This is a genomic window from Streptomyces sp. NBC_01320, from assembly GCF_035974375.1.
GTDB lineage: Bacteria > Actinomycetota > Actinomycetes > Streptomycetales > Streptomycetaceae > Streptomyces > Streptomyces yanii.
Window position 1 is genome coordinate 1158393 of sequence record NZ_CP108390.1, and the last position, 23130, is coordinate 1181522.

20 protein-coding genes are annotated in these 23130 nt (G+C 68.5%); 6 read left to right on the top strand and 14 right to left on the bottom strand.

All coding sequences use genetic code 11. The annotated features are described in order from the left end of the window. Position 1: 1 nt before the first annotated feature. The 3 genes from OG395_RS58100 to OG395_RS05785 all read right to left on the bottom strand — a co-directional run bounded on the left by OG395_RS58100 (position 2) and on the right by OG395_RS05785 (position 2869). The gene (locus OG395_RS58100; protein ID WP_442818515.1) at positions 2–673 is read right to left on the bottom strand and encodes a helicase associated domain-containing protein; all 672 of its coding nucleotides are present in this window, start codon (positions 671–673) and stop codon (positions 2–4) included. A gap of 181 nt (positions 674–854) precedes the next feature. Further along, complete coding sequence (locus tag OG395_RS05780; protein WP_327241908.1) at positions 855–983, bottom strand: ATP-binding protein; 129 nt, start codon at positions 981–983, stop codon at positions 855–857. A gap of 152 nt (positions 984–1135) precedes the next feature. Beyond that, positions 1136–2869 carry an IS1182 family transposase gene (locus OG395_RS05785; protein ID WP_327241909.1) on the bottom strand — a complete coding sequence of 578 codons (1734 nt, stop codon included), beginning with the start codon at positions 2867–2869 and terminating at the stop codon, positions 1136–1138. A gap of 133 nt (positions 2870–3002) precedes the next feature. Here OG395_RS05785 and OG395_RS05790 point away from each other — a divergent pair, with 133 nt between their 5' ends. Beyond that, entirely contained in the window at positions 3003–3266 is a 264-nt protein-coding gene (locus OG395_RS05790) for a hypothetical protein (RefSeq protein WP_327241910.1), read from the top strand. Between the two features lie 62 nt (positions 3267–3328). On the opposite strand, the gene OG395_RS05795 is transcribed toward OG395_RS05790, so the two are convergent. Next, positions 3329–4756 carry an IS1182 family transposase gene (locus OG395_RS05795; RefSeq protein WP_442818733.1) on the bottom strand — a complete coding sequence of 476 codons (1428 nt, stop codon included), beginning with the start codon at positions 4754–4756 and terminating at the stop codon, positions 3329–3331. Between the two features lie 92 nt (positions 4757–4848). Between OG395_RS05795 and OG395_RS05800 the strand changes: the two genes are divergently transcribed. The 3 genes from OG395_RS05800 (at position 4849) to OG395_RS05810 (ending at position 7737) form a co-directional block, all read left to right on the top strand. Then, positions 4849–5775 carry a tyrosine-type recombinase/integrase gene (locus tag OG395_RS05800; RefSeq protein WP_327241911.1) on the top strand — a complete coding sequence of 309 codons (927 nt, stop codon included), beginning with the start codon at positions 4849–4851 and terminating at the stop codon, positions 5773–5775. Further along, on the top strand, positions 5772–6086 hold the full coding sequence (locus tag OG395_RS05805) for a helix-turn-helix domain-containing protein (RefSeq protein ID WP_327241912.1): 315 nt from the start codon (positions 5772–5774) through the stop codon (positions 6084–6086). Before OG395_RS05800 ends, OG395_RS05805 begins: the two co-directional genes overlap by 4 nt. 271 nt (positions 6087–6357) lie before the next feature. Then, complete coding sequence (locus tag OG395_RS05810) at positions 6358–7737, top strand: tyrosine-type recombinase/integrase (RefSeq protein WP_327241913.1); 1380 nt, start codon at positions 6358–6360, stop codon at positions 7735–7737. 107 nt (positions 7738–7844) lie between these two features. Here the strand turns inward: OG395_RS05810 and OG395_RS05815 are convergent, their stop codons facing one another. Next, positions 7845–8834 (bottom strand): ATP-binding protein, encoded by a 990-nt coding sequence (locus tag OG395_RS05815; protein ID WP_327241914.1) that lies wholly within the window; start codon positions 8832–8834, stop codon positions 7845–7847. A gap of 49 nt (positions 8835–8883) precedes the next feature. Here OG395_RS05815 and OG395_RS05820 point away from each other — a divergent pair, with 49 nt between their 5' ends. Continuing rightward, positions 8884–9174, top strand: a complete 291-nt coding sequence (locus tag OG395_RS05820) for a hypothetical protein (protein WP_327241915.1) — start codon at positions 8884–8886, stop codon at positions 9172–9174. A gap of 6 nt (positions 9175–9180) precedes the next feature. Here OG395_RS05820 and istA read toward each other — a convergent pair whose 3' ends face one another. From istA to OG395_RS05835, 3 genes are all read right to left on the bottom strand, one after another. Further along, the gene (gene istA / locus OG395_RS05825; RefSeq protein ID WP_442818734.1) at positions 9181–10689 is read right to left on the bottom strand and encodes an IS21 family transposase; all 1509 of its coding nucleotides are present in this window, start codon (positions 10687–10689) and stop codon (positions 9181–9183) included. A 119-nt stretch (positions 10690–10808) separates the two neighbouring features. After that, on the bottom strand, positions 10809–11204 hold the full coding sequence (locus OG395_RS05830) for a group II intron maturase-specific domain-containing protein (protein ID WP_327249258.1): 396 nt from the start codon (positions 11202–11204) through the stop codon (positions 10809–10811). A gap of 63 nt (positions 11205–11267) precedes the next feature. Next, complete coding sequence (locus OG395_RS05835) at positions 11268–12197, bottom strand: transposase family protein (protein WP_327241440.1); 930 nt, start codon at positions 12195–12197, stop codon at positions 11268–11270. 83 nt (positions 12198–12280) lie between these two features. Between OG395_RS05835 and OG395_RS05840 the strand changes: the two genes are divergently transcribed. Then, positions 12281–13090 (top strand): helix-turn-helix domain-containing protein, encoded by an 810-nt coding sequence (locus OG395_RS05840; protein WP_327241917.1) that lies wholly within the window; start codon positions 12281–12283, stop codon positions 13088–13090. Positions 13091–14489: 1399 nt separating this feature from the next. Here OG395_RS05840 and OG395_RS05845 read toward each other — a convergent pair. The 6 genes from OG395_RS05845 to OG395_RS05870 all read right to left on the bottom strand — a co-directional run bounded on the left by OG395_RS05845 (position 14490) and on the right by OG395_RS05870 (position 23083). Beyond that, entirely contained in the window at positions 14490–17165 is a 2676-nt protein-coding gene (locus OG395_RS05845) for an ATP-binding cassette domain-containing protein (RefSeq protein WP_327241918.1), read from the bottom strand. Further along, positions 17158–18036 carry a branched-chain amino acid ABC transporter permease gene (locus OG395_RS05850; protein WP_327241919.1) on the bottom strand — a complete coding sequence of 293 codons (879 nt, stop codon included), beginning with the start codon at positions 18034–18036 and terminating at the stop codon, positions 17158–17160. The genes OG395_RS05845 and OG395_RS05850 overlap by 8 nt, the downstream gene beginning before the upstream one ends. Continuing rightward, entirely contained in the window at positions 18033–19214 is a 1182-nt protein-coding gene (locus OG395_RS05855) for an ABC transporter substrate-binding protein (protein WP_327241920.1), read from the bottom strand. Before OG395_RS05855 ends, OG395_RS05850 begins: the two co-directional genes overlap by 4 nt. Positions 19215–19350: 136 nt before the next feature. After that, positions 19351–20817: an aldehyde dehydrogenase family protein gene (locus OG395_RS05860; protein WP_327241921.1), complete on the bottom strand. Its 1467-nt coding sequence runs from the start codon at positions 20815–20817 to the stop codon at positions 19351–19353. Beyond that, the gene (locus OG395_RS05865; protein WP_327241922.1) at positions 20814–21902 is read right to left on the bottom strand and encodes a zinc-binding dehydrogenase; all 1089 of its coding nucleotides are present in this window, start codon (positions 21900–21902) and stop codon (positions 20814–20816) included. Before OG395_RS05865 ends, OG395_RS05860 begins: the two co-directional genes overlap by 4 nt. After that, positions 21899–23083, bottom strand: coding sequence for a cytochrome P450 (locus OG395_RS05870; RefSeq protein ID WP_327241923.1), 1185 nt, complete (start codon positions 23081–23083; stop codon positions 21899–21901). The genes OG395_RS05865 and OG395_RS05870 overlap by 4 nt, the downstream gene beginning before the upstream one ends. Positions 23084–23130 lie beyond the last annotated feature (47 nt).

Sequence of the window (23130 nt, forward strand, 5' to 3'; positions counted from 1 at the left end):
GCTACCACAGCCCGTCAGGCCTCCCTGTGTTGACCTGTCTTCCGGACTGCCAGGTCCAACCCGGTATCGCCTCCAAGACGTTCACGCGGTCGGCAGAGAGTTTCCCGCGACGGTGATCAAGCCTGGTAACGCTAACCTTCGCCCCCAACGGGTAGCCGTCTTCCAGGTGGGCTTGGGGGACGCGTAGGTGGCCCTCTCTCGTTCCGAAGGCGTTCAGAGCAACAACGAACATGTCCCAGCGGGTCTCACGCCAGTCCCATGACCATCCTGGTTGAGTCTCGAGCATCTGCCGTTCCGGCTGAGGCAGCTTCCCAGCTCGGTACAGGCGCCTTTGACGCATCACCCATCGGCCAAGCTGAACGTCACCCTCAGCATGCTCGGACGGCGGGAGCGCGTGCCCCTCTCGCAGAACAAAAGCCTCCAGTGCCGACAGTCCCTCCAGGAACAGCGGGGGCGGGCTGGCCCACTGCCAAGTCGGGCGCTCTGCGGGCACGGGCTGGCTGAGTTCTCGTTCCAGGGTTTCAAGGCTTGCCGAGTCCAGGACGTTCCGCAGGTGTGAAGTTCCCCGCCGAGTAGCCGAGGGGATTCTCACCCCTCGGCCCTCACAGATCCGTACGTGACGATCTCTCGTCATACGGCTCTTGTCGTTCTGGTCACCAGACGCGGGGGGCATGGGTGGTCCAGACCCAGTGGGCGAAGAACCGAGGTCGCCGTGCGACGGCCTGGTTCCACGCCGTTTGGGCTTTCTTCTGTCAACGGCCACTGAGATGCCCAGGTGGGTGGCCGTCGGATAGCCAGGTTGGTGGCCATCAGAAACCCAGGTGTGTGGCCGGTGGTGTTCCTGGGGGTGGGGGTCAGTTCAAGGGGACCACTCCCTTCCCGGCGAGGGCCTCGGCGAGGCGGTGCGAGTCGCCGGTGGTGTTCACGAGGTGGGCGTGATGCATGAGGCGGTCGGTGCTCGCGCCCGCGAGAGTCTTCGGCATGATCGTGTCGAAGCCAACTGGGGCTGGCACTTGTTCCCTCACACGAGTTGCCGCTGCCACCTGGCCGTATCCCACTCCTGCCGTCCTCGTTGATTCTCGTGGCAGTACTCGGGTTTTGAAGGTGCTGCCGACTCTGCTGCGCAATTCCTGGGTCAGGCTGTGAGTCGGTAGGCGAGGCGTTCGAGGCGGCTGCTGCGGGTGTGATGCTGGTCGTGTCCGGTCCAGTGGGCGTCGAGTCTGATCACGTTGAGCGCGGTGGCGGAGAAGGCGTGTTGGAGGCGGACTTTCGGCAGCCCGCGGTAGCGGGCCTGGCGTATGCCGGTGATGTCGAGGGCTTGATTGATGGTGCCGTCCACGCCCGCTCGCAGGGCGTACTTGGTCTTCCAGGTCTCGGTCTTCTGCTCGGCGCGGGCCTGGGCGAGGGCTTCTTCTGGCTCTCTGGGGCGCAGGGTGAGCATGCGGCGGCCCTTCGCGGAGCTGGTGCACTGGTCGCGGAAGGGGCAGGGGTGGCAGGTGCGGACGCCGAAGGTGATGACGATCGCGTCCGTTCCGTGCTGTTTCACGGGGTTCCAGTGCGCGCTGCTCTGGCCGGCGGGGCAGCGGACCTGGCGGGCCTTCCAGTTGATGGTGAAGGCGCTCTTGTCGAAGCCGGTAGCGGCCTTGGCCTGGGCGGAGTGGTCCAGCAGGACCGGGGTGACCATACGGGTGCCCTGTTCCAGCGCGGCGGCGATGAGGTCGGCGGATGGATAGCCGGAGTCGAGGTAGTGCTCGGCGGGCCTGATGCCGTGCTCGGCCAGGCGCTGTTGGACCGCGGCGGTCGCTTTCACATCGGGCACGGTGGCATCGGTGGTGCACACGTCCGTGATCAGATTCGGTGCCGCCCGGACACCGGCTTCGGCTTCGGCTTCGGCTTCGGCTTCGGCTTCGGCTTCGGTGGGAGTGTCGCAGGTCTCGGTGAGGTGGACCTTGTAGCCCATCCAGAACAGATCCTCGCCCTTGGCCGCCCAGCGTGCGTTCGCGTCGTAGGGGGAGGCGAGGCGGCGATGACCGGGCGGGACACCCTCGTCGTCGGCGGCCCGCTTCTTGATCACCTCCCGTCCCCTGGTGTCGGTGCTCAGGCAGTAGGTCTGGACGAGGATCTGCCGCAGGATCTGTACGGACTCGATCTCACGGATCCATGGGGGTGTGCCGGGTGACCAGGCCGCCCGGCACAACGCCAGCGCGTCCTGGCCGAAGACCTGCGCGAGCCGGTCGCGTTTCGTCTGCGAGGCGGGCATGCGCCAGCCGTCCACCCGCGGCCCGTACCGGTGAGCGAACTCGGCGACATCGACCTGCCCGGCCAGCCACGACGGCGCCGCGACAGCCAGGGCCTCCAACGCCGCCCGCACACTCTCCCCGGCCAGCTCGAGGCGGTTCAAGTCCCGCACCGCACTGATCACATGGGTGGAATCGGTCCGCTGCTTGCCCCCGGCCGCGACCAGCCCCTCCTCCTGGCAGTACTCAAGGAGACGATCGAAGATCACCCGTTCCATGCCGTTGCCGACCAGCCGGGAACGGAACCTGCTCAGCACGCTGGCATCGAAGCCGGTGTCCGTCAGCTCCGCCCCGAGCGCGTACTTCCAGTCGATCGCCCGCACCACCATCGCCGCGGCCTGCCGATCGGTCAGATCCTCCGCGAACTGCAACACCGTGACCAGGCACAACACCCCCGGAGACAGACCCGGAGCCCCACGCACCCCGAACGCCGACGCGAACGGCTCGTCCGCGAAGACCTCCGCGAGCCGGTCTCGCACCCGCATCGCCAGGCTCCCCCGCGGGAACGCCGCCCGCGCCACCAGCACGGTCTGCTCCGGGACTTCCGGCAGCCCCTTCGGCCGCATCGACATCCACACCACCCCCACGGCCGCACGACAGGACAACGACCACACGAACGATCATCGCGCGCCCACCCTCACCCCCGCACGGAATTGCGCAGCAGAGTCGCTGCCTTGACGGTTCAGGTGCGAGGAAGGTGTGCCGGTGGGCGAGGCGAGGCTGCAGGTCATCGCGGGTGGAGCCGTCCCGCAGGAGTCGTTGACCACGGATCCGTGGCAGTTCCAGGCTGCTTGTGTCGACGCGTTCGTCGCCTCATGGCGGGCCCGCGGGTTCAGTCCGGTGACCGTCGACAACGACATCGGGCTGTTGGAGCGGGCGCTCACAGCGCTAGGAGCGTGTCCCGGTAACGGGCAATCGGCTGGTGATCGTGACGGTGAGATCGGTGGTTGCTCGCTGGGTGCCTGCTGAGGCGGGTGGCCTGGTTATGTCGGCTTGGGGATCGGCCTGAAGGGGGCCGTTGACCGGGCTGGTCAGCTGATCGCCGCGGCGAGTCCTGCGGTTCCGGCGTGTCGGAAGATCTTGCGGAGGTTGTGGCAGGCGGCCAACAGTCGCCACTCGCCGCGGGCTCCGTCCTCACCGCGCAGGAGGAGTTGGCGGCCGTTCTGGCAGGTCATGATCTGGCCGAAGACGGGTTCGACGATGGCTTTGCGGCGGCTGTAGGCGGCCTTGCCGGGCTTGGTCCGCAGTTTGCGGGCCATGCGCTCCTTGAGGGTGGCGCTGGCAGGGATGCGTCCGCGGGGCGCGGGCGGGACCTGTTCGTCGTGGCCGAGTCGGCCGGTGGCCATGAACGTGTCGGTGCCGCAGGCGAGTTGGCGCTCTTGGGCGGCTTCCAGGTTGGTTTCGGAGCAGTAGCCGGCGTCGACGAGGGCCTGCTTGGGGTGGACGCCGGTGTTCTGCGCGGACTGGTCGAGCATCGGGGTGTAGTTCAGCGCGTCCGAGGCGTTGGTAGTGATGTCGGCGGCCGTGATGACCTGGTGCTTTTCATCGACGACAGCTTGGGCGTTGTAGGCCTGGATGTAGGCGCCGTCGCTGTTCTTCATGATCCGCGAGTCGGGGTCGGTGAAGTTGGCCTGGGCCTTGGGCTTGGGCCGGACCTTCGCGGCGGCCTTCTGCCCGGCGTCGGTGACGGCCCGTTCGTCGCTGGTCCCGGCGCGCTCCTGACGGCGGCGTTCCTTGTCCTCGGCGTGGCGGCGGGCCTTGTCGGCAGCCTCGGCCTCGATCTGCGCGCGGGCGGCCTGCAGCCTGGCCAGGCGCTTCTCACGCCGGTCCAGCTCGGCAGGCAGGTCGGCCTCTTTGCCGTCCACGCCGAACCGGGCATCTTCGGTGGTATCGACTGCTTCGGCGTCGTCCAGCAGGGACCGGGCCGCGGCCTCCAAGGCGGCGATCTCGGCTTCGATCTGCTCTTCCTTGCCGATCAGGCGGCCGTAGCTCATCGCCTTGTGTTTGGAGGCGCTGGCCTCCAGCTTGGTGCCGTCCAGCGCGACGCGGCCCATCTTGACCATGTCCAGCTTCCGCGCCAGGTGCAGCGACTGCAGGAACAGGCCGGCGAGCGCGTCCAGGTGGCGGCGGCGGAACCGGGCGATCGAGCGGAAGTCCGGAGTCTGGTCGGCGGCCAGGAACCGGAACGCGACGTCATCGACACACTTACGCGTGATCGCCCGCGAGGAGCGCACCCCGGTGGTGTAGCCGTAGATCAGCAGCCGCACCATCAGCCGCGGGTCGTAGGGCGGGTAGCCGCGCTTTTCGGTGTAGTCGGCCAGGATCGGCGACAGGTCGAGCACCTCGTCGACCAGGTCGGCGACGAACCGGGCCAGGTGGTCCTGGGGCAGCCAGTCCTCCAGCGACGGCGGCAGCAGCAGGACCTGGTGCGGGTCGAACGCCCGGAACGTCTTGTCCACCGCCGCGGGACGACCCTGCGGCTGCTTCTTCTCACCCGGCTCGATCTCGAACAGCCCATCCCGATCACGCATACCGTGATCATCCCGCACGAATGATCACGAACCGCAGGCGGGGTGCGGGTTACTGGGACACGCTCCTAGGCCGGCCCGCGTGGGAGGTGACGCCGGAGGATATCGACCGCGTGGTCGGTGACCTCGCGGTCCAGGGCCGCAAGGCATCGACCCGACGCGAGTATGTACAGATCTTCAAGGGCTTCCACCGGTTCCTGCAGGCCCGCAAGTCAGTCGAGATCGAGGCCGTGTTCGGCGTCCGGCTGGTCTGTCCGATCGACGAGTTCAATGCATCGCGGCATGTCGGAGACGACTCGCCGGCCCTTCTGCCACCCCCGACACCGGAGCGGGTGGCCGAGTTCTTCGACTTCATGAAGCAGCGGATCGCGACCGCCCGGAAGTACGGACCGGCGGCCAGGGACTATGCGATGTTCCGGACGCTTTATCACGCTGGGCTCCGCTCGGAGGAAGCCTCGCTGCTGGAGCGGCCGGACCTCCATTTCTCCCGCGGCCCGTTCGGCAAACTCCACGTCCGCTTCGGCAAGGGCGCCCACACATCCGGCCCGCGGCCACGCTGGGTGCCCATGCTCGACAGCCTCGACCTGGTGCTGCGATGGTTCCTGGAAGACGTGCGGCCCAAGTTCCCCGACTCATCCGTACTGTTCGCCGATGAGTCCGGCGGCAGCCTCCATCGCGGGACCATCCGCAACCGGCTCCGCTATCTCATGGAACTCGAAGGCAGACCCGCGGCCGAGAGGTTCAGCCCGCATGCCCTGCGACGGGCGTGCGCGACCCACAATTACGAACGCGGCGTGGATCTCGTGGCGATCCAGCAGATGCTCGGACACTGGACTGTCAGCTCGACCATGCGTTATGTCCGGCCCTCCGCCACCTTCATCGAGGACGCCTATCAACGGGCGGTTGCCGGCACCCTGGCCGAGCTCACCGGGAAGGACTCCACGGCATGAAGATCCAATGGCGGCTGCGGATGGCCGCCGCCAAGCGGGAGGTGTGGACGGGCACCGAGCTGCGGCGGCTGCTGGCGGAGAAAGCCGGCCTGGAGCTGTCCTCGGCGTCGGTGTCCGCGCTCTTCACCAAAGAACCCTCCCAGGTGAAAATGACCACGCTGGCCGCGTTGTGCACCGCCCTGGAGTGCACCCCCAACGATCTGATCGAAGTGGACACCACCCCCGTCGAGCGCCCGATCGCCCCACCTCGGCCGGTTGCCGACCTCCCCCGGGCCGCTTCCGCCCGGGGCCGGTCGATGCCTCCCCTGTGACCGGCGGTGAGAGATGGGCAAGAAGCAACGGGACTGTGTCACCTGCGGTGCCCCGGTCGGATATCTCGATCGCCAGCACTGCTGCCGGTGCCAGCGTCGCCTGAACGAACAAGCAGCCAGGGCGACTTGCCTGTCCTGCGGTCGCGAGCGAGTTCTGCAACCGGGCACGGGCCGGTGCGTGGTGTGCTCGCGTGTCTGCGTGGACTGCGGGCATCCGGTCCGTTCCGCGCAGAACTCCCGGTGCCGGGACTGCCGACACAAGGCCGAGAAGATGGAGGCCCAACAGCCCTGCCCGCGCTGCGGAAAGCCCGGCTATCTGCGCAAGGCGACCGGCTGGTGCGGTCCGTGTTCTCACCCCGGCTCACCGAAACACCCACCACGGATCTGCCGCGACTGCGGGCATCTGAGACGTCATGCCGGGCTGGGGCTCTGCTCAGCCTGCTGGCAGAAACACCCCGGCCGCCCTTTCATCCGAGGTGAACACCTCCGCGACCGGCTCACCGACCCGCCCCCGTGGCTGGACGACTTCGTCGCTCATATCGCGGCCCGCTACTGCGTCGCGAGGGCCTGCGGTTTCGTCACCAGCCTGGGCCAGCTCCTCGACGACGACCATTCCAACTCGCCCCAAGCCCTGCTGGAACGGTCCCGCCAGCCAGGACGCTCGATGGGCTCCTTCGCCCGCACACTCGAAGACTTCTTCACACTTCGGGGCCTGGCCCTTCCCACAGACCAGGCCGAACGGCTCGCCGCCGGACGGAGAAGACGTCGCCTCGGCGCCGTCCCCGAGCCATTGCGCCCGGCCGTCGTCGCCTTCGACGCCTCCCGGATGCGGGCCCAGGACCGAGCCCGGCGGGCCGGAACCCGGCCCCGCACCGATCACACCCTGGAAACAGCCCTTTCCATCCTGCGTGACCTGGCGATCTTCCTCGTAACCCACTGCGGCAAGAACGACTGGGCCACGGCCGACGTGCACGACATCGAAGCCTTCCTGACCACACTGCCCAAGGCCCGAAAACGGCGCCTGACCGTACTGCGGCAGTTCTTCCGCTTCGCACGCTCCCACCACATCGTGCTGATCGATCCGGCCCGGGGCCTGACATCGAAGGAATCGAACGGCTTCCGCGGACGGACACTTACCCTCGACCAGCAGCGCGACCTCTTCCGACGATGGACGACCGTCGAAGGCGTGCACCCGCACGAAGCCCTGATGGGCATACTCGCCCTGCTGCACGGCGCCTCCAGCTCCGAGGTGCGGATGCTGAAGGCCGACGACGTCGACCACCAGGTCCATAAAGTCCGGTTCGGCAAGCGACCTCACCCCCTTCCGCTGGATCCCGCCTCGTGGACGGTGCTGCAGCGGTGCCTGGAACACCGCGCGGCATGGCGGACCGACAACCCTCACGTCATGGTGACCAAAGGAACAAAGGCCGGGCGGAGCCCGGCCTCAACTGCCTATCTCTCACACGTTCTTGACGACTGCGGGTTCCCGCCCCGGCTGATCCGCAGCACCCGCCTGGTCGACCTGGTGAACACCATGGACCCCAAACTCGTCGCCGCCGCGTTCGGCATGGATCCCCAGGCCACGCTGATCTATCTCGCCGACCACGTCGATGAGGGGCGGCTTCCTACCTCCGAGCCGGACCGGAAATGACGAGAGACAGCACCGGAGGCTCACGCAGAATTACGACCATGACCGTCTTCTCCTGCAGTGCCTGTCAGCAGCGAATCAGTCCCGACCTCCGGGAAGTGCCGATGCCGTCACCGGTGACAGAGGAAGCACCGGGACACAGGTTCCTGCCACCGTTGATGCCGCGCGGGTCGTACGCAGTCAGCCTTCACACCGGCGGGTTCGTCCTCAATCCCGACGACATTTCGGGAGTGGCCAGACACCCCGACCACGGGCGCCTCAACGGATGCTGTGGACTCGACGGCCTGGACGGCCCCAATCTCGTCTGCAATGCCTGCGGAGCGGAGGTTGCAACCCAGCAATCGGATTGCTGGTCTCAACAGCTGATCGCGTTGATCCCCGACACGGTGACCACAGCCATCTCGCCCTCCGCTTGAACCCGTGAAGTTTCGGCAGCACCTCGCACGGGTTCGCCGGAACGTGTGCGCTTTCGAGGGATGAATGTTGCTGGTCACCGCGATGGACCGGCGCTCGTAAGCGGCGTCGATGATCCGGTAGAACGCCTCGGCGGCGTCCTCCCCGACCGGTAGCAGGCCAATGTCGTCGATGACGATTAGGTCCGCGCGGCAGATCCGGGCGACGGTCCGTGCGGTGGACCCGTCGACCTTCGACTTCCCGATCGCGGCGCTCAGCGTCTCCAGGGTGAACCAGGACACCCGCATGTCCTTCTCGATCGCGGCTTGGGCCAGGCCCTCGGTGAAGTGGCTCTTGCCCGTCCCCGACGGGCCGGCGATCACCAAGTTCTCGGCGCGGCCGATCCATTCCAGGGTGGTCAGGGAGTTCTGGGTGGGCTCGGGGATGGTGGAGTCCTCGGCCCGCCAGGAGCCCAGGGTCTTGCCGGTGGGGAAGTTCGCCGAGTGGCGGCGAAGACGCCGGGTGGCCGCGTCGCGGCCGGTGACCTCCTCGGCTATCAGCAGCCGCAGGACCTCGGCGGGATCCCACCGCTGGGCTCGGGCGGTGGCCAGGACGTCCGGGGCCGCTTTGCGCATGTAGGGCAGGCGCATGCGGCGCATGAGCTTGTCGAGCTCCTCGGGCAGCGCCGGGGCCTGGGGAAACGTCATAGTCGTTAATTCCTTCGTGGGTCGGGGCGGGCGCCGATAGGTTCGGCGGATGATCAATATGTCGGTGCGGGGCGACCGCGGGAACGTGGTGGCCCGGGCCCAGGGTGGTGTGGAGTGGACCGCTGCATTCGCGGATCTGGACCCGGCGGAGTTTCCGATGCTCTGGTCCCTGGACCCGTATGGCGACGCGGTCTTCAACCACCGGCAGGTGCCGCTACTGCTGGCGGAGCTCGACCGGCTCCCGGCCGCTTGCGGCGGTGACTGGGTTGGGCAGGCCCGCGAGTTGTGCCAGGTCGTTCAGCAGCGAGTGCACCGGTATCTGTGGTTCGTCGGGGACTGACAGTGGTCAGTCGGCCGTCAACTCCCTGGGGACGGGTTGCAGTTGACCGAGGGCTTGCCAGCCGGCGGTTCCGTTCTGGACGGAGTGGGCTTCGTCCGCGCGGACGACCTCGCCGGCGGGTTTGCTGTCCGCGATGTGTCCCAGGATTGAGAGGAGGTCGTCGTCGGCGAAGCGTCCGGCCGTGGCCGCAAGTCCGAGGGCGTGGTCGACTTTGTCGTTGCCCAGGACGGTGGCCAGCTCGACCGCGCGGGCCATCTTGGCGCGGATGCGGGTGGCGCCGGCAGGTCCGGCTTCCTTGAGCCAGCGTCCGGCTCCGGGGCCGATGCCCACGAATGCGATCTCTGCCTCCGAGCGGGGCTGCAGTCTGGGTTGGTGGATGCTGCGGCCGTCGGGATGGTCGGGGTAGTGCTCGTCGATGATCTGCGGAACACCCGGGGTGGAGAGCTGGTGGCGCCAAATCTCCGAGAGATCACCGGATTTGGTGCGGGCGGTGATGGAGAGTTCCTCGCCGACGACCCGGCACCACACCTTGGCACCGGTATAGCCCGGCGGGGTCGAGTAGCGCACCGAGTTGAAGCTGATGGTGCGGTCCGAGCCAACCAGTCTCTCCTCGCCCAGCGCGAGGGCGAGCGGCTCGATGGGCAGGACATGCAGCGTGGTGCGTTCGATGTCCAGACGGCTCGCGGGTATCTGCCCGGTCGCCCGGTGACGGCGCGAGTTCACCGCATCGCACCAGGTCAGGCAGGCATCGGTGAGCTCGGCGAAGGCGTCGTAGGCGGCCAGCAGGTTCGCAGATGTGGGCACCAGGTCGGCCTTCGCGATCCGGACCGTGGCCTCCGCACCGCCCTTCGATTCGGGGTCGTAGGGCACGCAGCTCACCACCTGGCAGCCGTAATGCCGGCCCGCGGCGACCATCTGCGGATGACGTACCGGGATCCCGGCGATGTGCTCGACTGTGACCGTCTTCGCGTTGTCGGTCAGTACATACGTCGGCGCCCCGCCGATCCGCCGCAACGTAGTGTCCAGGCAGGCCACCAACGTGCCCAACGTGCAGTCCCAGACCGGGATCACCACCCGAAACCGCGACCAGGACAGCCACGCGCAGAACAGCCAGGTCCGCCGGCCGCCGATCCGCGGACCCTCGCCCCAGTCGAATTGCAACCACCGGCCCGGCTCGGGAATCCACGGCCGGTACGTTCGGCGCTTACCCGCCTTCCACGCGCTCTTCGCCGCGTTCACGGCCCGCCTCGTCGAGCGTTCGCTGCCCCGGTAGCCCATCTTCACGAGCTTCTCGTGGACCACATCGGCGCGGATCGTCGCCTTCGACTGCTCGACCCACTCCTCGACCTTCTCCAGGAACGCGTCGATCATCTTCGGCCGCGGCTCTCGCTCATAGGGATTACGCCCGCCGTTGCGGGCCTCGACATACCTCTTGACCGTCTTCGGGTCGTGCCCCGTCAAGGTCGCCGCCGACCAGACCGTCCCGGTCAGGTCGTACGCCTCAAGGATTTCCATAATCTCCGTGTCAGACTTCGTCACAGGACCTCTCCGGCCGGTAGCTGATGCGTGCAAACACCAGCAAACCGGACGGAGGGGTCTCCTTCAGATAAGGAAGCGATCAGGAACACCACAGGTCAGACGGCCATCCACCTGGAATTCCGGTGGCCATCAGCCTGGACCCCGCTGGCCGCACACCTGGACTTTGCCACGGCCGCCGTCATCTTCCTGCCCCGCAGCCGTTTGAACTTCTTGCGCATCCACCGCATCACGTAGGCGTTAACACGCTCCAGGAGGGGATAGAGGGCCGACTGGCAGAAGGCCCCGTAGTACGCCATCCACCCGCGAATGATCGGGTTGATGAACCGTGCGAGATCCGCTTCGGTCAGGCTGGTGCGGTGGTGCAGCCTGTCCCGCTCGGAAATACGATTCTGGGCCTGGCCTGCAGCTTCTCCGTGTGGGGCAACGGCCTCCGCGGCGCCTGGGATGATCCTTCGATGCCGCTGTCGATCGTCACCGCACTGGTCCGGAATCTAACGGTGTCGTGCGCGACTGAGGTTGGGGCGTGTTGGCCTGGCGGGTTGGCTGATGGGTGATTACCGCTCTGCGGTGCGGTCGGAGACGAGGCCGGCGATGGCCAGATGGGTCTCGGTGTAGTACTCACGGCGGCCGAGGTACCGCTGGAGGGGCCTCCACTGCTTGTGCTCGGCGTTGGCGTGCTCGACGCATATCCGCTCCGAGGATTGCTTCTTGCGGGCCTCCTCCCAGACGGTCACCTCCGCGGCCGACGCGTCCTTGGCGGGCTTCTTCGGCGGCGCCTGGACCTGGCCGGGAAACCGTTTGGCCAGGCCCCGGTATCCGGCATCCACCTTGGCCTTGACCTGCGGGTACTGCTCGAAGAGGGCCTCGATCCCCTCGGTCTTGACCGCCGTCTGATCATGCATACGGCCCGGCCGGACCGCGCCGGTCCACAGAGTGCGGCCCTGTCCGTCGGTGATGACGGTGGCCTTCTTGGTGTTCTGCCGCATCTTGCCGGACACGAACGCACGCCGGCCGGGGCGGCGCGCCTTCGGACGCCGGACCCGAACCTCGGTGCCGTCCAGGCGCAGCTCAACACCCTTCGCGGTGGCGTAGGCGAAGACATCGGCCAGCGTGTGCAGACGCAGTCCCGCCTCGCCGGGGACCGCGAAGCCCCGCGCCGCCAGGAGCGGACGGATCTCATGGACGGCCCGCGTGACGGTGGAGCGGTCCACGCCGTAGAAGACGGCGAGGGCGGCGTGCGGAAGCTGGAACCGCAGGATCACCAGGGTCGCGATCACCCGGTCGGTGAAGACCAGTTGATGGCTGGGTCCGCCACCTTCGGCGCGCAGACGCTCATGGCCTCGGCGTTCGCCCAGCCGGGACTCTTCCCGCGCCATCCACGGGCTGGCCAACTCGGCGATGAGCGCCCCGAGTCGACGCCTCGAGATGCCCGTGCAGATACGATGCGAGAGAGCCGTACGGGCCAAGGATCGCTTCACAACCATCCCAACCCGTACGGCTCTCCTCACGTTCCCGACCAGCCGAAACCGCTGTCGTACACCACGCCGTAATCAAGGTGCCCGCTGCCGTGCCGCGCAGCCGGGTGGTCGAGGATGCGGAGGTGCTGGCGTTGCGGCACGAGAACGCGGTGCTGCGCCGCCAGATCGCTCGGGTCCGCTATGAGTCCGCCGACCGGATCTGGCCGGCCGTCCTTTCCCGGCTGGTCCCGCGGGAGCGCTGGCGCCAGGTCTTCGCGGTCACGCCGACCACGCTGCTGGCCCGGCGCCGACGCCTGGTCTCCCGGAAATGGACACTCACCGAGCGCCGCCACCCGGGACGGCCCCCGACTGCGCCCACCGTCAGGCAGCTCATCCTGCGTCTGGCACGCGAGAACAGCACCTGGGGCCACCGCCGCATACAGGGCGAGCTCGTCCGCCTTGGCTACTCCATCGCCCCGTCCACCGTATGGGAGATCCTGCAGTCCTCGGGAGTCGACCCCGCGCCGCATCGCTCCGGCCCTACTTGGCGTCAGTTCCTCACCACCCAGGCCCACGGCATCATCGCCGCCGACTTCCTGCACCTCGACACCGTGGCGCTGGGGCGCCTGTACGCCCTGATCTTCTGCTCGACAATCACGAGCCGAGTGATCACCACTGACTGCGGAACCCGTCGCGGAACGCTGTTCCCGGAGATCGGCGAAGCCCCCTGGCTACTTGGTCAGGTCGAGCCGCACGGGCATGAGCAGGTGCCGCAGGTTCGGTACCGCTGCGCGTCGAGTTTCCCTCATGCCGCCACCGCAAGGCGCAGACCCTCCTCGTACCGTTCCGCGGCCACGCAGGCTCTCGCCGCGTGCTGCTCGATGTCGCCCACCGGTCAGGGCTCGGCCGCGGCTCCGTGAGATACACGACAGCACGCGCGGCCAGACCGAGGGCACGGTCGTGGGCCTCAGCGGCGCTGAGCCGCTCGACCAGGCCGGAGGCGAGACAGGTGTGGGGCAGGAGGCCGAGGGGGGCGGACTCGTTCCAGCCCGTTCTCCGCGGGGGGACCCGCGGCGTGGGGTCGAGTATCAGGTGGCAGCGGCCGTGGAATGCGCGTGTCGGGCGGTGAGTGGCACCCTTGGCCATCTCCAGTGCCTCGAGCGCCGAGCGGGTGTCGCCGGAGTTCATGGCGCACACCACCATGGCCGCGAACGCCGAGCGGAGTTCGCGCGGCGGGCCCCCGATGGGAGACAGCGTCGATGAAGCACGCTTGGGCCATCCGCCAGTCACAAAGCGCGTGTACTCGCGCCCCAGCAGAGCAAAGAGCCACGCGGAGTGTTTGCCCCTTTCCACCGGGCGGTGCCGCATACGGCGGATCAGGTACGGCCTGGCCCCAGCGGCGCCGGCGTTACCCAAGTCGCCTGTGCCGGCCAAGGTGAGACCACCCAGGTGTCCTTCGAGTTCCAGGAGCCGCCCCCGCCGGTCGGCGCGCCGCTCGACATACCGGTCGAGCAAACCCGCGACGTGCCGGGTGGTTGCCGTTGGCCAATGGTCCCCGGTCCGGAACCCTCCTGTTGCGGGCGAATCCGTCCCGCGGTGGCAAGTAGTGATTCCCGCAGATGGACACCCAATACCCACACCCCAATATGTCGTCATCGGACTATTACCGTCTCGACGGACAGGGGTGCAGACTTCACGGAAAAGTGGTCCCGCTCGCCCAGGACCGGACAGTCCCGGGCGAGCGTGAAGGGGCGGAGGTCTAGCAAGCGAGGCGCACCCAACCCGGCTGAGTCAGGCGACGGTCGCGCCGCGATGGGCAGGCCAGCTCGCCGGGAGCGGCGGGGCTCGTGAGGCTCCCTGATTCTCTCCTCATCCGGCGCTCAGGGCGATCGGCCAGACCTGCTCACCTCTGTTCCCCACCGGGCGCCATTCGGGAGGGGCCGCCCGATAGACGCCAACCCAGGAGCATGGCAGCTCGGTCAAGGGTGAGCGCAGCTCAGCGCTCTGCGCTGCCGAAGGCGCCCTTGACGGAGCGGGCACGCTCCCAAAATCGAACAGCGGGCGACCCCGCCGTTCATTCATTAACCGCCTGAGGAACCAAAGTGAGCAGCCATCCAGATCGGCACGGCCGAGGACATCCTGGTCACCCCGGCCAACCGCTACTACTTCGCCGCGTTCACCGTGGGAGAGATTCGAGAGCGCCATCAGGGCGGTTCCCGGCGAGCGTTGGTCTGCCCCTTTGTCCGCGGCATGCGTTCGGCTCATGCGGCCGCGACGGACGGCGGACTCGGCTCGTGGTGACACCGACCCGGCGGGGACTCAGAAGTAAACCTCCTGGAGATCCTGGATCGACTCGCGATGGGATTCGACCTCGACTGCCGTTCCGTCCTTGAGGACGTAGAGACGGTCGCAGACGCTCGCCAGAGTCTTGATGTTCTGGTCGACCACCAGCACGCCCGGGCCGCCTCTGTCTGTGATGGCGGACACCACCTCCAGCGCCTCGCTGGTCGCCTTGGGGGACAGGCCGAGGCTGAGTTCGTCGATCATCAGGATGGAGGGATCCGCGACCAGTCCGCGGGCGATGGCGAGCATCTGCTGTTCACCCCCGCTGAGGAGACCTGCCTGCCGCCTCAGCAGGCGGCCCAGGGTGGGAAAGCGGTCGACGGTGCGGTCGAGCCGGTCCTCGGTGAGCCTGCCCCCGACGGCGAGAGCTCCGACCCGGAGGTTCTCCAACACGGTGAGGGACGGGATGACGCCGCGCCCCTCCGGTACGTGGATCAAGCCGGCCCGGGCCGCCGCCTCCGGTCGCCGGGGCAGAGGTCTGCCGTCGATGGCCGCCGTGCCGCCCGCCCGCCCGCTGATTCCGGACAGGGACCGCAGGAGGGTGGTCTTGCCCACGCCGTTGCGCCCCGCGAGCCCGACCAGCTCGCCGCGTCGCACGCAAAGGCTCACATCGTCCAGCACCCGGGCCAGGCCGTACCCCGCCGACAAGCTGGCCACGACGAGCCCGGATCCGGACCGCGCGGAGGCAGGAGGCGTAGTGGGAGGCAGGGCGCCTACCGAGGATGTACCGGCGTCAGCGGACACCGCGACCTTCTGGGCAGTACGGGAGCGGCGGAGCTCGAGCGGTGTACCGACGAAAGCCTCCAGAACGGAGCTGTCGTTCGTGACCTCATCCGGAGATCCGCTGGCCAGCACCTCACCGGCGTCGAGCACCGTGACCGAGTCTGCGACCCTGCGGACGAACGCGACATGGTGGGCGATCAGCAGGATCGACACCTGCCCCGTCGACCGCAGACGGAGCAGCGCGTTCTCCACTACGTGCATCTCGTCCTCGCCGAGGCCCGCGGTCGGCTCGTCGAGCAGCAGCACCCTTGGCTGCGACACCAGGGCCCTGGCCAGGTCCACCAGCTTGCGATCGGCCAGGGAGACACCCCCGGCCCGCTGTGACCACAGGGATGGCGCGAGGCCGACCTGGCGCAGTGCGTCCTCGCAGCGCGCGACCGCCCCCGCTTCCGACCGGCGGCCGAGCGAGCCGCGCAGCAGATCCAGGACGAGCGGTTGCTGCTGCTCGCTGAAAAGGCCCAGCCGGACGTTCTCCAGCACCGAAAGGTCGTCCACCAGGGAGGGGTTCTGGAAGGTACGGCCGACGCCCGCCCTGCGGATCGCGTGCGGGTGCAGCCGGGTGACGTCGGTGCCGAAGACCTTGATGGCGCCGGAGGCGACCGGCTGGATCCCCGTGATGGCGTTGATCAAGGTGCTCTTTCCGGCGCCGTTGGGGCCGATCAGGGCATGGGTCCGCCCTGCCGTCAGCATGTCGGTGACCTTGCGCAGGGCGTGGACACCGGCGAAGGTCACGTCGACGTCGATGACCTCGACGGCAGCCACAGGGGATCCGGTGCCCTCGTCCGCGGGCGAGGGCACCGGCGGTACCGCGGGGGCGGACGCGGCCTCCGCGACAAGGTGCGACCCCCCGATTCGCAGCGGGCCCGGGGCGGCCTTCGCGCCGCTTCGCCCGTGTGCCACCGCGCGGAACAGCCCCACTCCGAGTCCCACGAGCCCGGTCGGGGCGAGGACTAGGAACACCAGGAAGGTGATGCTGGCGTACAGCGCCTGGTTAACTGGAGAGGACTGGAACACGGTCGGCAGCGCTCCGAAGAAGAACGCCCCGAGCACCGGCCCGGCGGTAGTCTCCTGCCCACCGACGACGATCATGGCGACCGCGGTGATCGATATGTGCAGCGCGAAGGAGTCTGGCGTGACCACCGTGAGCACCTGTGCCAGCACGACGCCGCCCAGGCCCGCCCCGACTCCGGTGTAGACGAAGGCCGCCCACTTCACCCGTTTGACGCGGACGCCCAGCAGCGAGGCCACCTGGTCGTTGGCACGGATCAGGCGCAGCGCCCTGCCACGGGCACTGGAGACGTAGTTGGCGGTGAGGAGCAGAACGATGCCGAGGAAGCCGAGGCCCAGGTAGTACAGGCCGCGCTCCGCTCCGAGGTTCAGGCCCAGCAGCCGCAGTTCGGGAACGAGCAGCCCGGCCTGGCTCCCGGTGATCGAGGTGAACTCGCTGGACTGCAGTCCGGCCGCGACGACGAAGGCGAGGAAGAGGGTGACGATGGCCGAGCCGAAGTGGGACAGCTGCACAACGGCGAGTCCGACGACGGCGCAGACCGCGAGGGTGACCACCAGCGTCACCAGCAGCGCGGGGGCGGGTGACAGTTCGGCCCGAAACCGCGCCACGGTCCAGGCGTAGGCGCCCACGGCGACGAACGCGCCGTGACCGAAGGACATCTCGCCGAGGTGGCCCTGCCACACGTTGAGCGTCGAGGCGACCGCCGCCCAGGCCACCCCCACGGTGAGTACCGTCTGCCAGGTCGGATCAAGAGGCAGCAGACCAAGTACGGCGAGCGTCGCGAGGAGGAGCACCGGAGACCTGTACCGCCGCTGGGAACCGCCCAGCGCCCCTTCCGGGTTGGTGTCGGTGTCAGACACGTCGTACCTCCGCACGGCCGAGCAGCCCTTGCGGGCGGATGATCAGGATGGCGACGAGCACCGCGAACATGAGGACGTTGGCCCAGTCGGAGCCCTGGTACGTGCTCACGACGTTGCTGATCAGCCCGACGACGAGTCCGCCGATGATCGCGCCGGTCAGGCTGTTCAGGCCGAAGGCGATGGCCGCGGTGAACCCGTAGAGCAGGTAGCTGTCCATCATCGAGGTCGAAAGGAACAGGGTGTGCGCCGAGAGCAGGGCCACGACCGTGCCCAGCGCCGCGGTGATGCCCCAGATGGCGGTGGCCAGGCGCCGGTTGGGCACTCCGAGGAGCCGGGTCACCTCGCGTGAATCGGCCATCGCCCGGGTCAGCAGGCCGAAGTCGGTGAAGCGGAACAGCAGCCCGAAGCCGGCCAGCAGTACGGCGGCGATGCCCAGTGTCTCCAGCGCCGCGTAACTCACCTGCACACCCGCGACGGACATCCCGCCGGACGTGAGCAGCTGCGGGAACTGGAAGGGCTGGCCCGCTCCCCACAACCGGTCGATCAATGCGGTGAAGAGGAGGGACAGGGCGAGGGTGCGGACGATGGTGTTGGTCGCGTCGCCGCGGTCCCGGAACCTGATGGCCACCTGGTAGGTCACGACTCCCAGCAGAATGCTGAAGGCGAGCCCGGTCACCACCGCGAGAGCCGTGTTGACCCCGTGATTCGTCAGCAGCCGCCAGGTGACGAACGCGGACAGGGCACCCATCGAGCCCTGCGCGAAGTTCACCGTTCCGGTCGCCTTGAATAGCACCACGGTGGCGAAGGCCAGTAGTCCGTAGAGCATGCCCACCGCGATACCGCTGACGACGGCGGGCAACAGCAGGTTCACGACCCCACCGGAACGGGGACGGTGCCGGCGCTGACGAACTCCCCGTCCTTGACGGTGACCACCGGCAGGGAGGTCAGGCCGACATGCGAGGTGGAGGAGAAGGAGACTGGCGGGATGAGGGGGCTGGCCTGGCTCTCCTTCAGCGACTCCAGAGCCTTGACTATGCCGGGACCGGTCACGTCGTCGCCCGCGGCCTTGAGCCCGGCGACGACCATCTGGGCGTCCATGCAGCCGAACGTGGTGACGTAGTCGGGTTTGGTGTCGGGGTAGTACTTCGCCAGGGCGTCCTTGCACTCCTTCGCGCTGGGGTCGGTCGGGGGCTTGGTCGCCGCCAGCGTGTACACCAGGCGTTGGGCGCTCGTCGGGGTGCCCTGCGCGAAGGTGTCGCCCGGCAGCGTGGTCAGCCCGAGGATCCCGCGCCGGGGCAGCCGGTTCTCCTTGGCCAGGTGCTGCACGACCTTGGTGGTCTCGGAGGGGCCGGAGGTGAACAGGACGTAGTCTGTGCGCTGCTTGGCCACCCGCAGCGCGAAGGGGGACACGTCGGCACCGAACGGCACGATCACTTCCCCGGCCAGGGTCCCCCCACCGTCGGCGACGGCCTTCTTGACCCGGGCCAGGTTGGCCTTGCTCTGGTCCGACGCAGTCTGCACAAGAAAGACGCTGCCGGGGCCGCTCTTCTTGAACGCCGCCCCCACGACCGCGTGAGCCTGGTCCGGATAGGCCGGGATGCCGGCGAACGCGTAGGGGACGACCTTGTTGGCGAAGCTCGCCGTCGACTTCGATGGGAAGAGCAGCGGGATCTTCGCCTGGTTGAGGATTGGCACCATGGCCTCGATCGAGCCCGCGCCGGAGACGCCGACGATCGCCACGCTCTTCTTGCCGATCAGTGTCCGGACGTTCTGCACGGCCCGGGCGACGTCCAGGCCGTCGTCGAGCACCGTGAGTTCTATCTTGCGGCCGTTCACCCCGCCCGCGTCGTTGACCGCCTTGAAGACGGCCTGCTGCCCTTCGCTGAAGCTCTTGCCGAACGCCCCCGCAGGGCCACTGAGGTGGGTGGTCTGGCCGAGTCTGATCACTTTCTGGTCCGAATCCGAGGCCGTCGAACCTCCGGACCCGCCACAACCCGCCAGCGCGGCCGAGGCGGCAACAGTCGTGACGACGGCTACGGCGCTTCTCAAGCGCGAATGTGTGTACAAGGCGAAACCTCTCGTGGCATACCGCTCCGTCGTGGAGCGGGTAGTGGGCATCCCCCGGTCGGGGCGGGTGGGCCGGCAACGGGACTCCGCTCCCGGGCCGCCCGTCTTCTCTCTGGTGCTACTGGACAGGGTGCCGATCGTTGAGCTGCTGGGCCCAGGTGAACTCCAGGAGCCCGTCCTTGCCCATCTCGCGGCCGTATCCACTGCCCTTGACCCCCCCGAAGGGCGCCCGTGCGTCGAACGAGGTGAATCCGTGCATGTTCACGGCGGTCACCCCCGCGTCGATCTGGCCGGCCAGCTCCCAGGCACGACTGCGGTCCGCCGACCAGATGCTCGCGGTCAGGCCGTAGTTGGTGCCGTTGGCCAGGGCCACGGCCTCCTCGTCGGTGCAGAACGGGATGATCGGCAGTGCCGGACCGAACTGCTCCTCGGCGACGATCCGCTCGTCGGACCGGACATCGGTGACCAGCGCCGGGAGGTGGAAGTATCCCTGGTCCCAGGAGGCGGCGTCCCGCTTGCGGCCGAAGACCCGCACGGTGGCTCCCCCGGCTTCGGCGTCGGCCAGCATCGCCCTGAAGCGTCTGTACTGCCGCTCGTTGGCCAGCGGACCCATCGTTACCTCAGGATCGAGGCCGTCGCCGACGACGGTTTCCTGGAGAGCGTCACTGAGCCTCGCCACCACGTCGGCGAACAGGGACTCGTGCACGTACAGGCGCTTGATGGCGAAGCAGACCTGGCCCGAGGTCATGCTGAACCCGGTGGCCAGCTGCCGCACGAGGGCGTCGTCGACGGTCACGTCGTCCAGGAGCACCGCCGCGTCGTTGCCACCGAGTTCGAAGACGCCGCGCCTGAGCCGCGCGGCGACCGTCTGTGCCACCGACCGGCCGGCCTCGGGACCGCCGGTGAAAGCGACCATGGCCACATCGGGATGCGCGGCAAGCGCCGCCCCCACCCGCTCGCCGGCACCGGTGACGACGTTGACCACGCCCGGGGGGAGGGCGTCGCCGATCGCCTCGATGGCCTTGAGCACGCCGAGCGGAGCAAACGGGGAGGGCACCGCGACAACCGTGTTGCCGGCCAGTAGCGCCGGGCCGAGCTTCACGCCGAGCAGGGCGATCGGCCAGTTCCACGGGACGATCGCGCCGACCACCCCGACCGGGCGGCGGCGGATCTCCAGGTCGCCCGCCTCGTCCGACAGCCGCTCGGTGAGGAGCCGCTCGACGCCGTCCAGATCATCGAGGTAGTACGACCACACCCACGGCGGCGACTGGAAGTCCATGACCGACTCGGCCAGGATCTTGCCCATCTCCTGGGTGAGCGCCCGCGGCCCCGACTCGTCGATCGAGGCCAGCCGGGCCGCGGCCTGGGCAAGGTGCATAGCTCGCTCGGCAAGCGGGAGCCCGGCCCAGTCCCGCTGCGCCCGTTGGGCGGCGGCCACCGCGCGGTCGACGTCCTCGGCCCGGCCGTCCGGTACCGATCCAACCACCTGTGCGGTACGGGCCGGGTTGTGCACCGGGATGCGCTCGCTGCGGGCCGGGTCGTACCACTGCCCGTCGATGTACATCTGCAGGTCGAAGGCGTTCACAGCAGCACCACGCCCTTGGTGATCTCGTTCGCGGCCAGCTGGCCGAGCGCCTTGGGCACCTCGTCGAGGGAGTACCGCGCGTCGATGACGTCGTCGAGCGGCAGCTTGCCCTGCATGTAGAGGTCGACGAAGACCGGGATGTCCCGGCCCGGCACGATCGAGCCGGCATAGGTGCCGGTCAACCGCTTCTGCATCAGGAACCCGAAGAGGTCGAAGGTGGCCGTCACCGAAGCGTCCATCACACCGATCGCCACGGCGAGTCCGCCGGGACGTGTGGACTGCAGCGCGGTCTCCAAGGTTCCGGAGGTACCGACCGCGTCGAAGGCGTAGTCGGCGCCCCGGCCGCCCGTCAGATCGCGGACCGCCTCGACGGCCTCGCTGCCGGACGCGGCGAGCGTGTGCGTGGCGAGCCCGAGTTGGAGGGCGCGGGCGAGCTTGTGCTCCGCGATGTCGATCGCAATCACGGTGGTGGCGCCCAGAGCGCGGGCACCCATCATGGTTGCCAAGCCGACGCCGCCGGCGCCGATCACCACGACGCTGCTGCCGGGCCGGACCTCGGCGCGGATGATCGCCGCCCCGAGCCCGGTCGACCAGCCGCAGCCAAGTCCGGCGAGTTTGTCCAGCGGCGCGTCCTCACGGACTTTCACCGCTGCCGATGCGGGGGCCACCGCGTACTCGGCGAAGGAGCCCTGGCAGAACAGGACGTGGACGTCCTCGTCTGCGCGCCGCAGCCGCGTCGTCCCGTCCAGCATGGTGCCGGCGAAGGCGACCGCCCGCTCGCAGATTGCGACCTCCCCCCGCAGGCACGGGGGACACGAGTGACACGAGGTGATGATCGAGCAGATGACGTGGTCGCCGACGGCCAAGTCCTCGACTCCGGCCCCGACCTCCTCGACGATTCCCGCCCCCTCGTGGCCGAGGACGATCGGCCGCGGCGAGGGCAGGTGCCCCTCCAGGACAGACACGTCGGTGTGGCAAATGCCCGAGCTCACCAGGCGTACCTTCACCTCACCCGTTCCGGGGCGCGGGTCCGCCAGCTCCTCGATGGCGATCTCGCCGACCCCGCGGCTGACTGCTGCTCTCATCGGTTACTCCTGGGCGGTGCGGTGAAGACTATGGGCAGTGAGGTGATGACGCGGGTGACGGCCGGGACGATGGAGACCGCGTCCGGGTCGGCCAGCTGGTAGTCCGGCAGCCTGGTCAGGATCTCCTCGAGCATCACGCGTAGTTGGAGCCGGGCCAGGGGTGCGCCGGGGCAGCGGTGCACCCCCGCGCCGAACGCGAGGTGGCGGTTCGGCTTGCGATCGGGGATGATCCGGCCCGGTTCCGGGAACTCGGACTCGTCGTGGTTGGCTGACAGCCAGGACAGCCACACCGCCTCCCCCTGCGGAATCCGGGTGCCCCCGACCTCGACCTCGCAGGTCGTGGTCCGGCGGAACCCGTAGACCGGGGTGACGTAGCGCAGGATCTCCTCGATCGCCGAGGGGATCAGCTCCGGCTCGGCCAGCAGCCTCTCCCGCAGGTCCCGGTGCAGGTCGAGCAGGCGGAACAGATGGTTGCCCGTGGCGGCGGTGGTCTCGCCGCCGGCCCCGGTGAGGGTGAGGTAGATGTCGAGCGTCTCCTCCTCGGTCACGGGGCGGCCGTCGATGGTCGAGGCCAGTAGGTGGCTGGCCAGGTCGTCGGCCGGGCGCTCCCGGCGGCGGGCAATGAGACCGAGGTAGTAGTCCCGGATCTCCGTCTGGAGGCGCAGTTCCTCCTCGGGATCGCCCACCGTGACCAGACCGAGGGACCATTGGCTGAACCGCGCGACGTCCTCGTCGGGGATGCCCAGGAACCACGTGATGACCCGCGCCGTGAGCGGGAAGACGAAGTCCTTCGCGAGGTCCGCCCGGCCGTTCGCAGCGAAGGCGTCCACGAGGTGGACGACATGCTCGCGGATCCGGCCCTCGAACTCCTCGATCCGGCGCGGCCGGAAGACCATGTTGAGCAGAGTTCGGTACTTCTGGTGCTCCGGCGGGTCGCACTCCACCGGGATGAACGGCTTGGGGGCACCCACGGCGGGCAGGGTGACCGTCGGGAGCGAGGAGAAGCGGGTGGTGTCCCGGGTTGCGAGGTCGACGTCCTCGTGCCGGGTGAGGGTCCAGAAGCCTCCGTAGTTCTCGCTGTGGGCGACGGGGCACTTAGCCCGCATTTCGTGGTGCACGTCGTCGTGATTGTCCAACGTGGCGACGTGGCGGTGGTCATAGCTGTCGGTGCGGATATCCACAGATCCCCCTGAAAGGGATGGGCGGCTCTCGGCCACGGGGAAGAGGG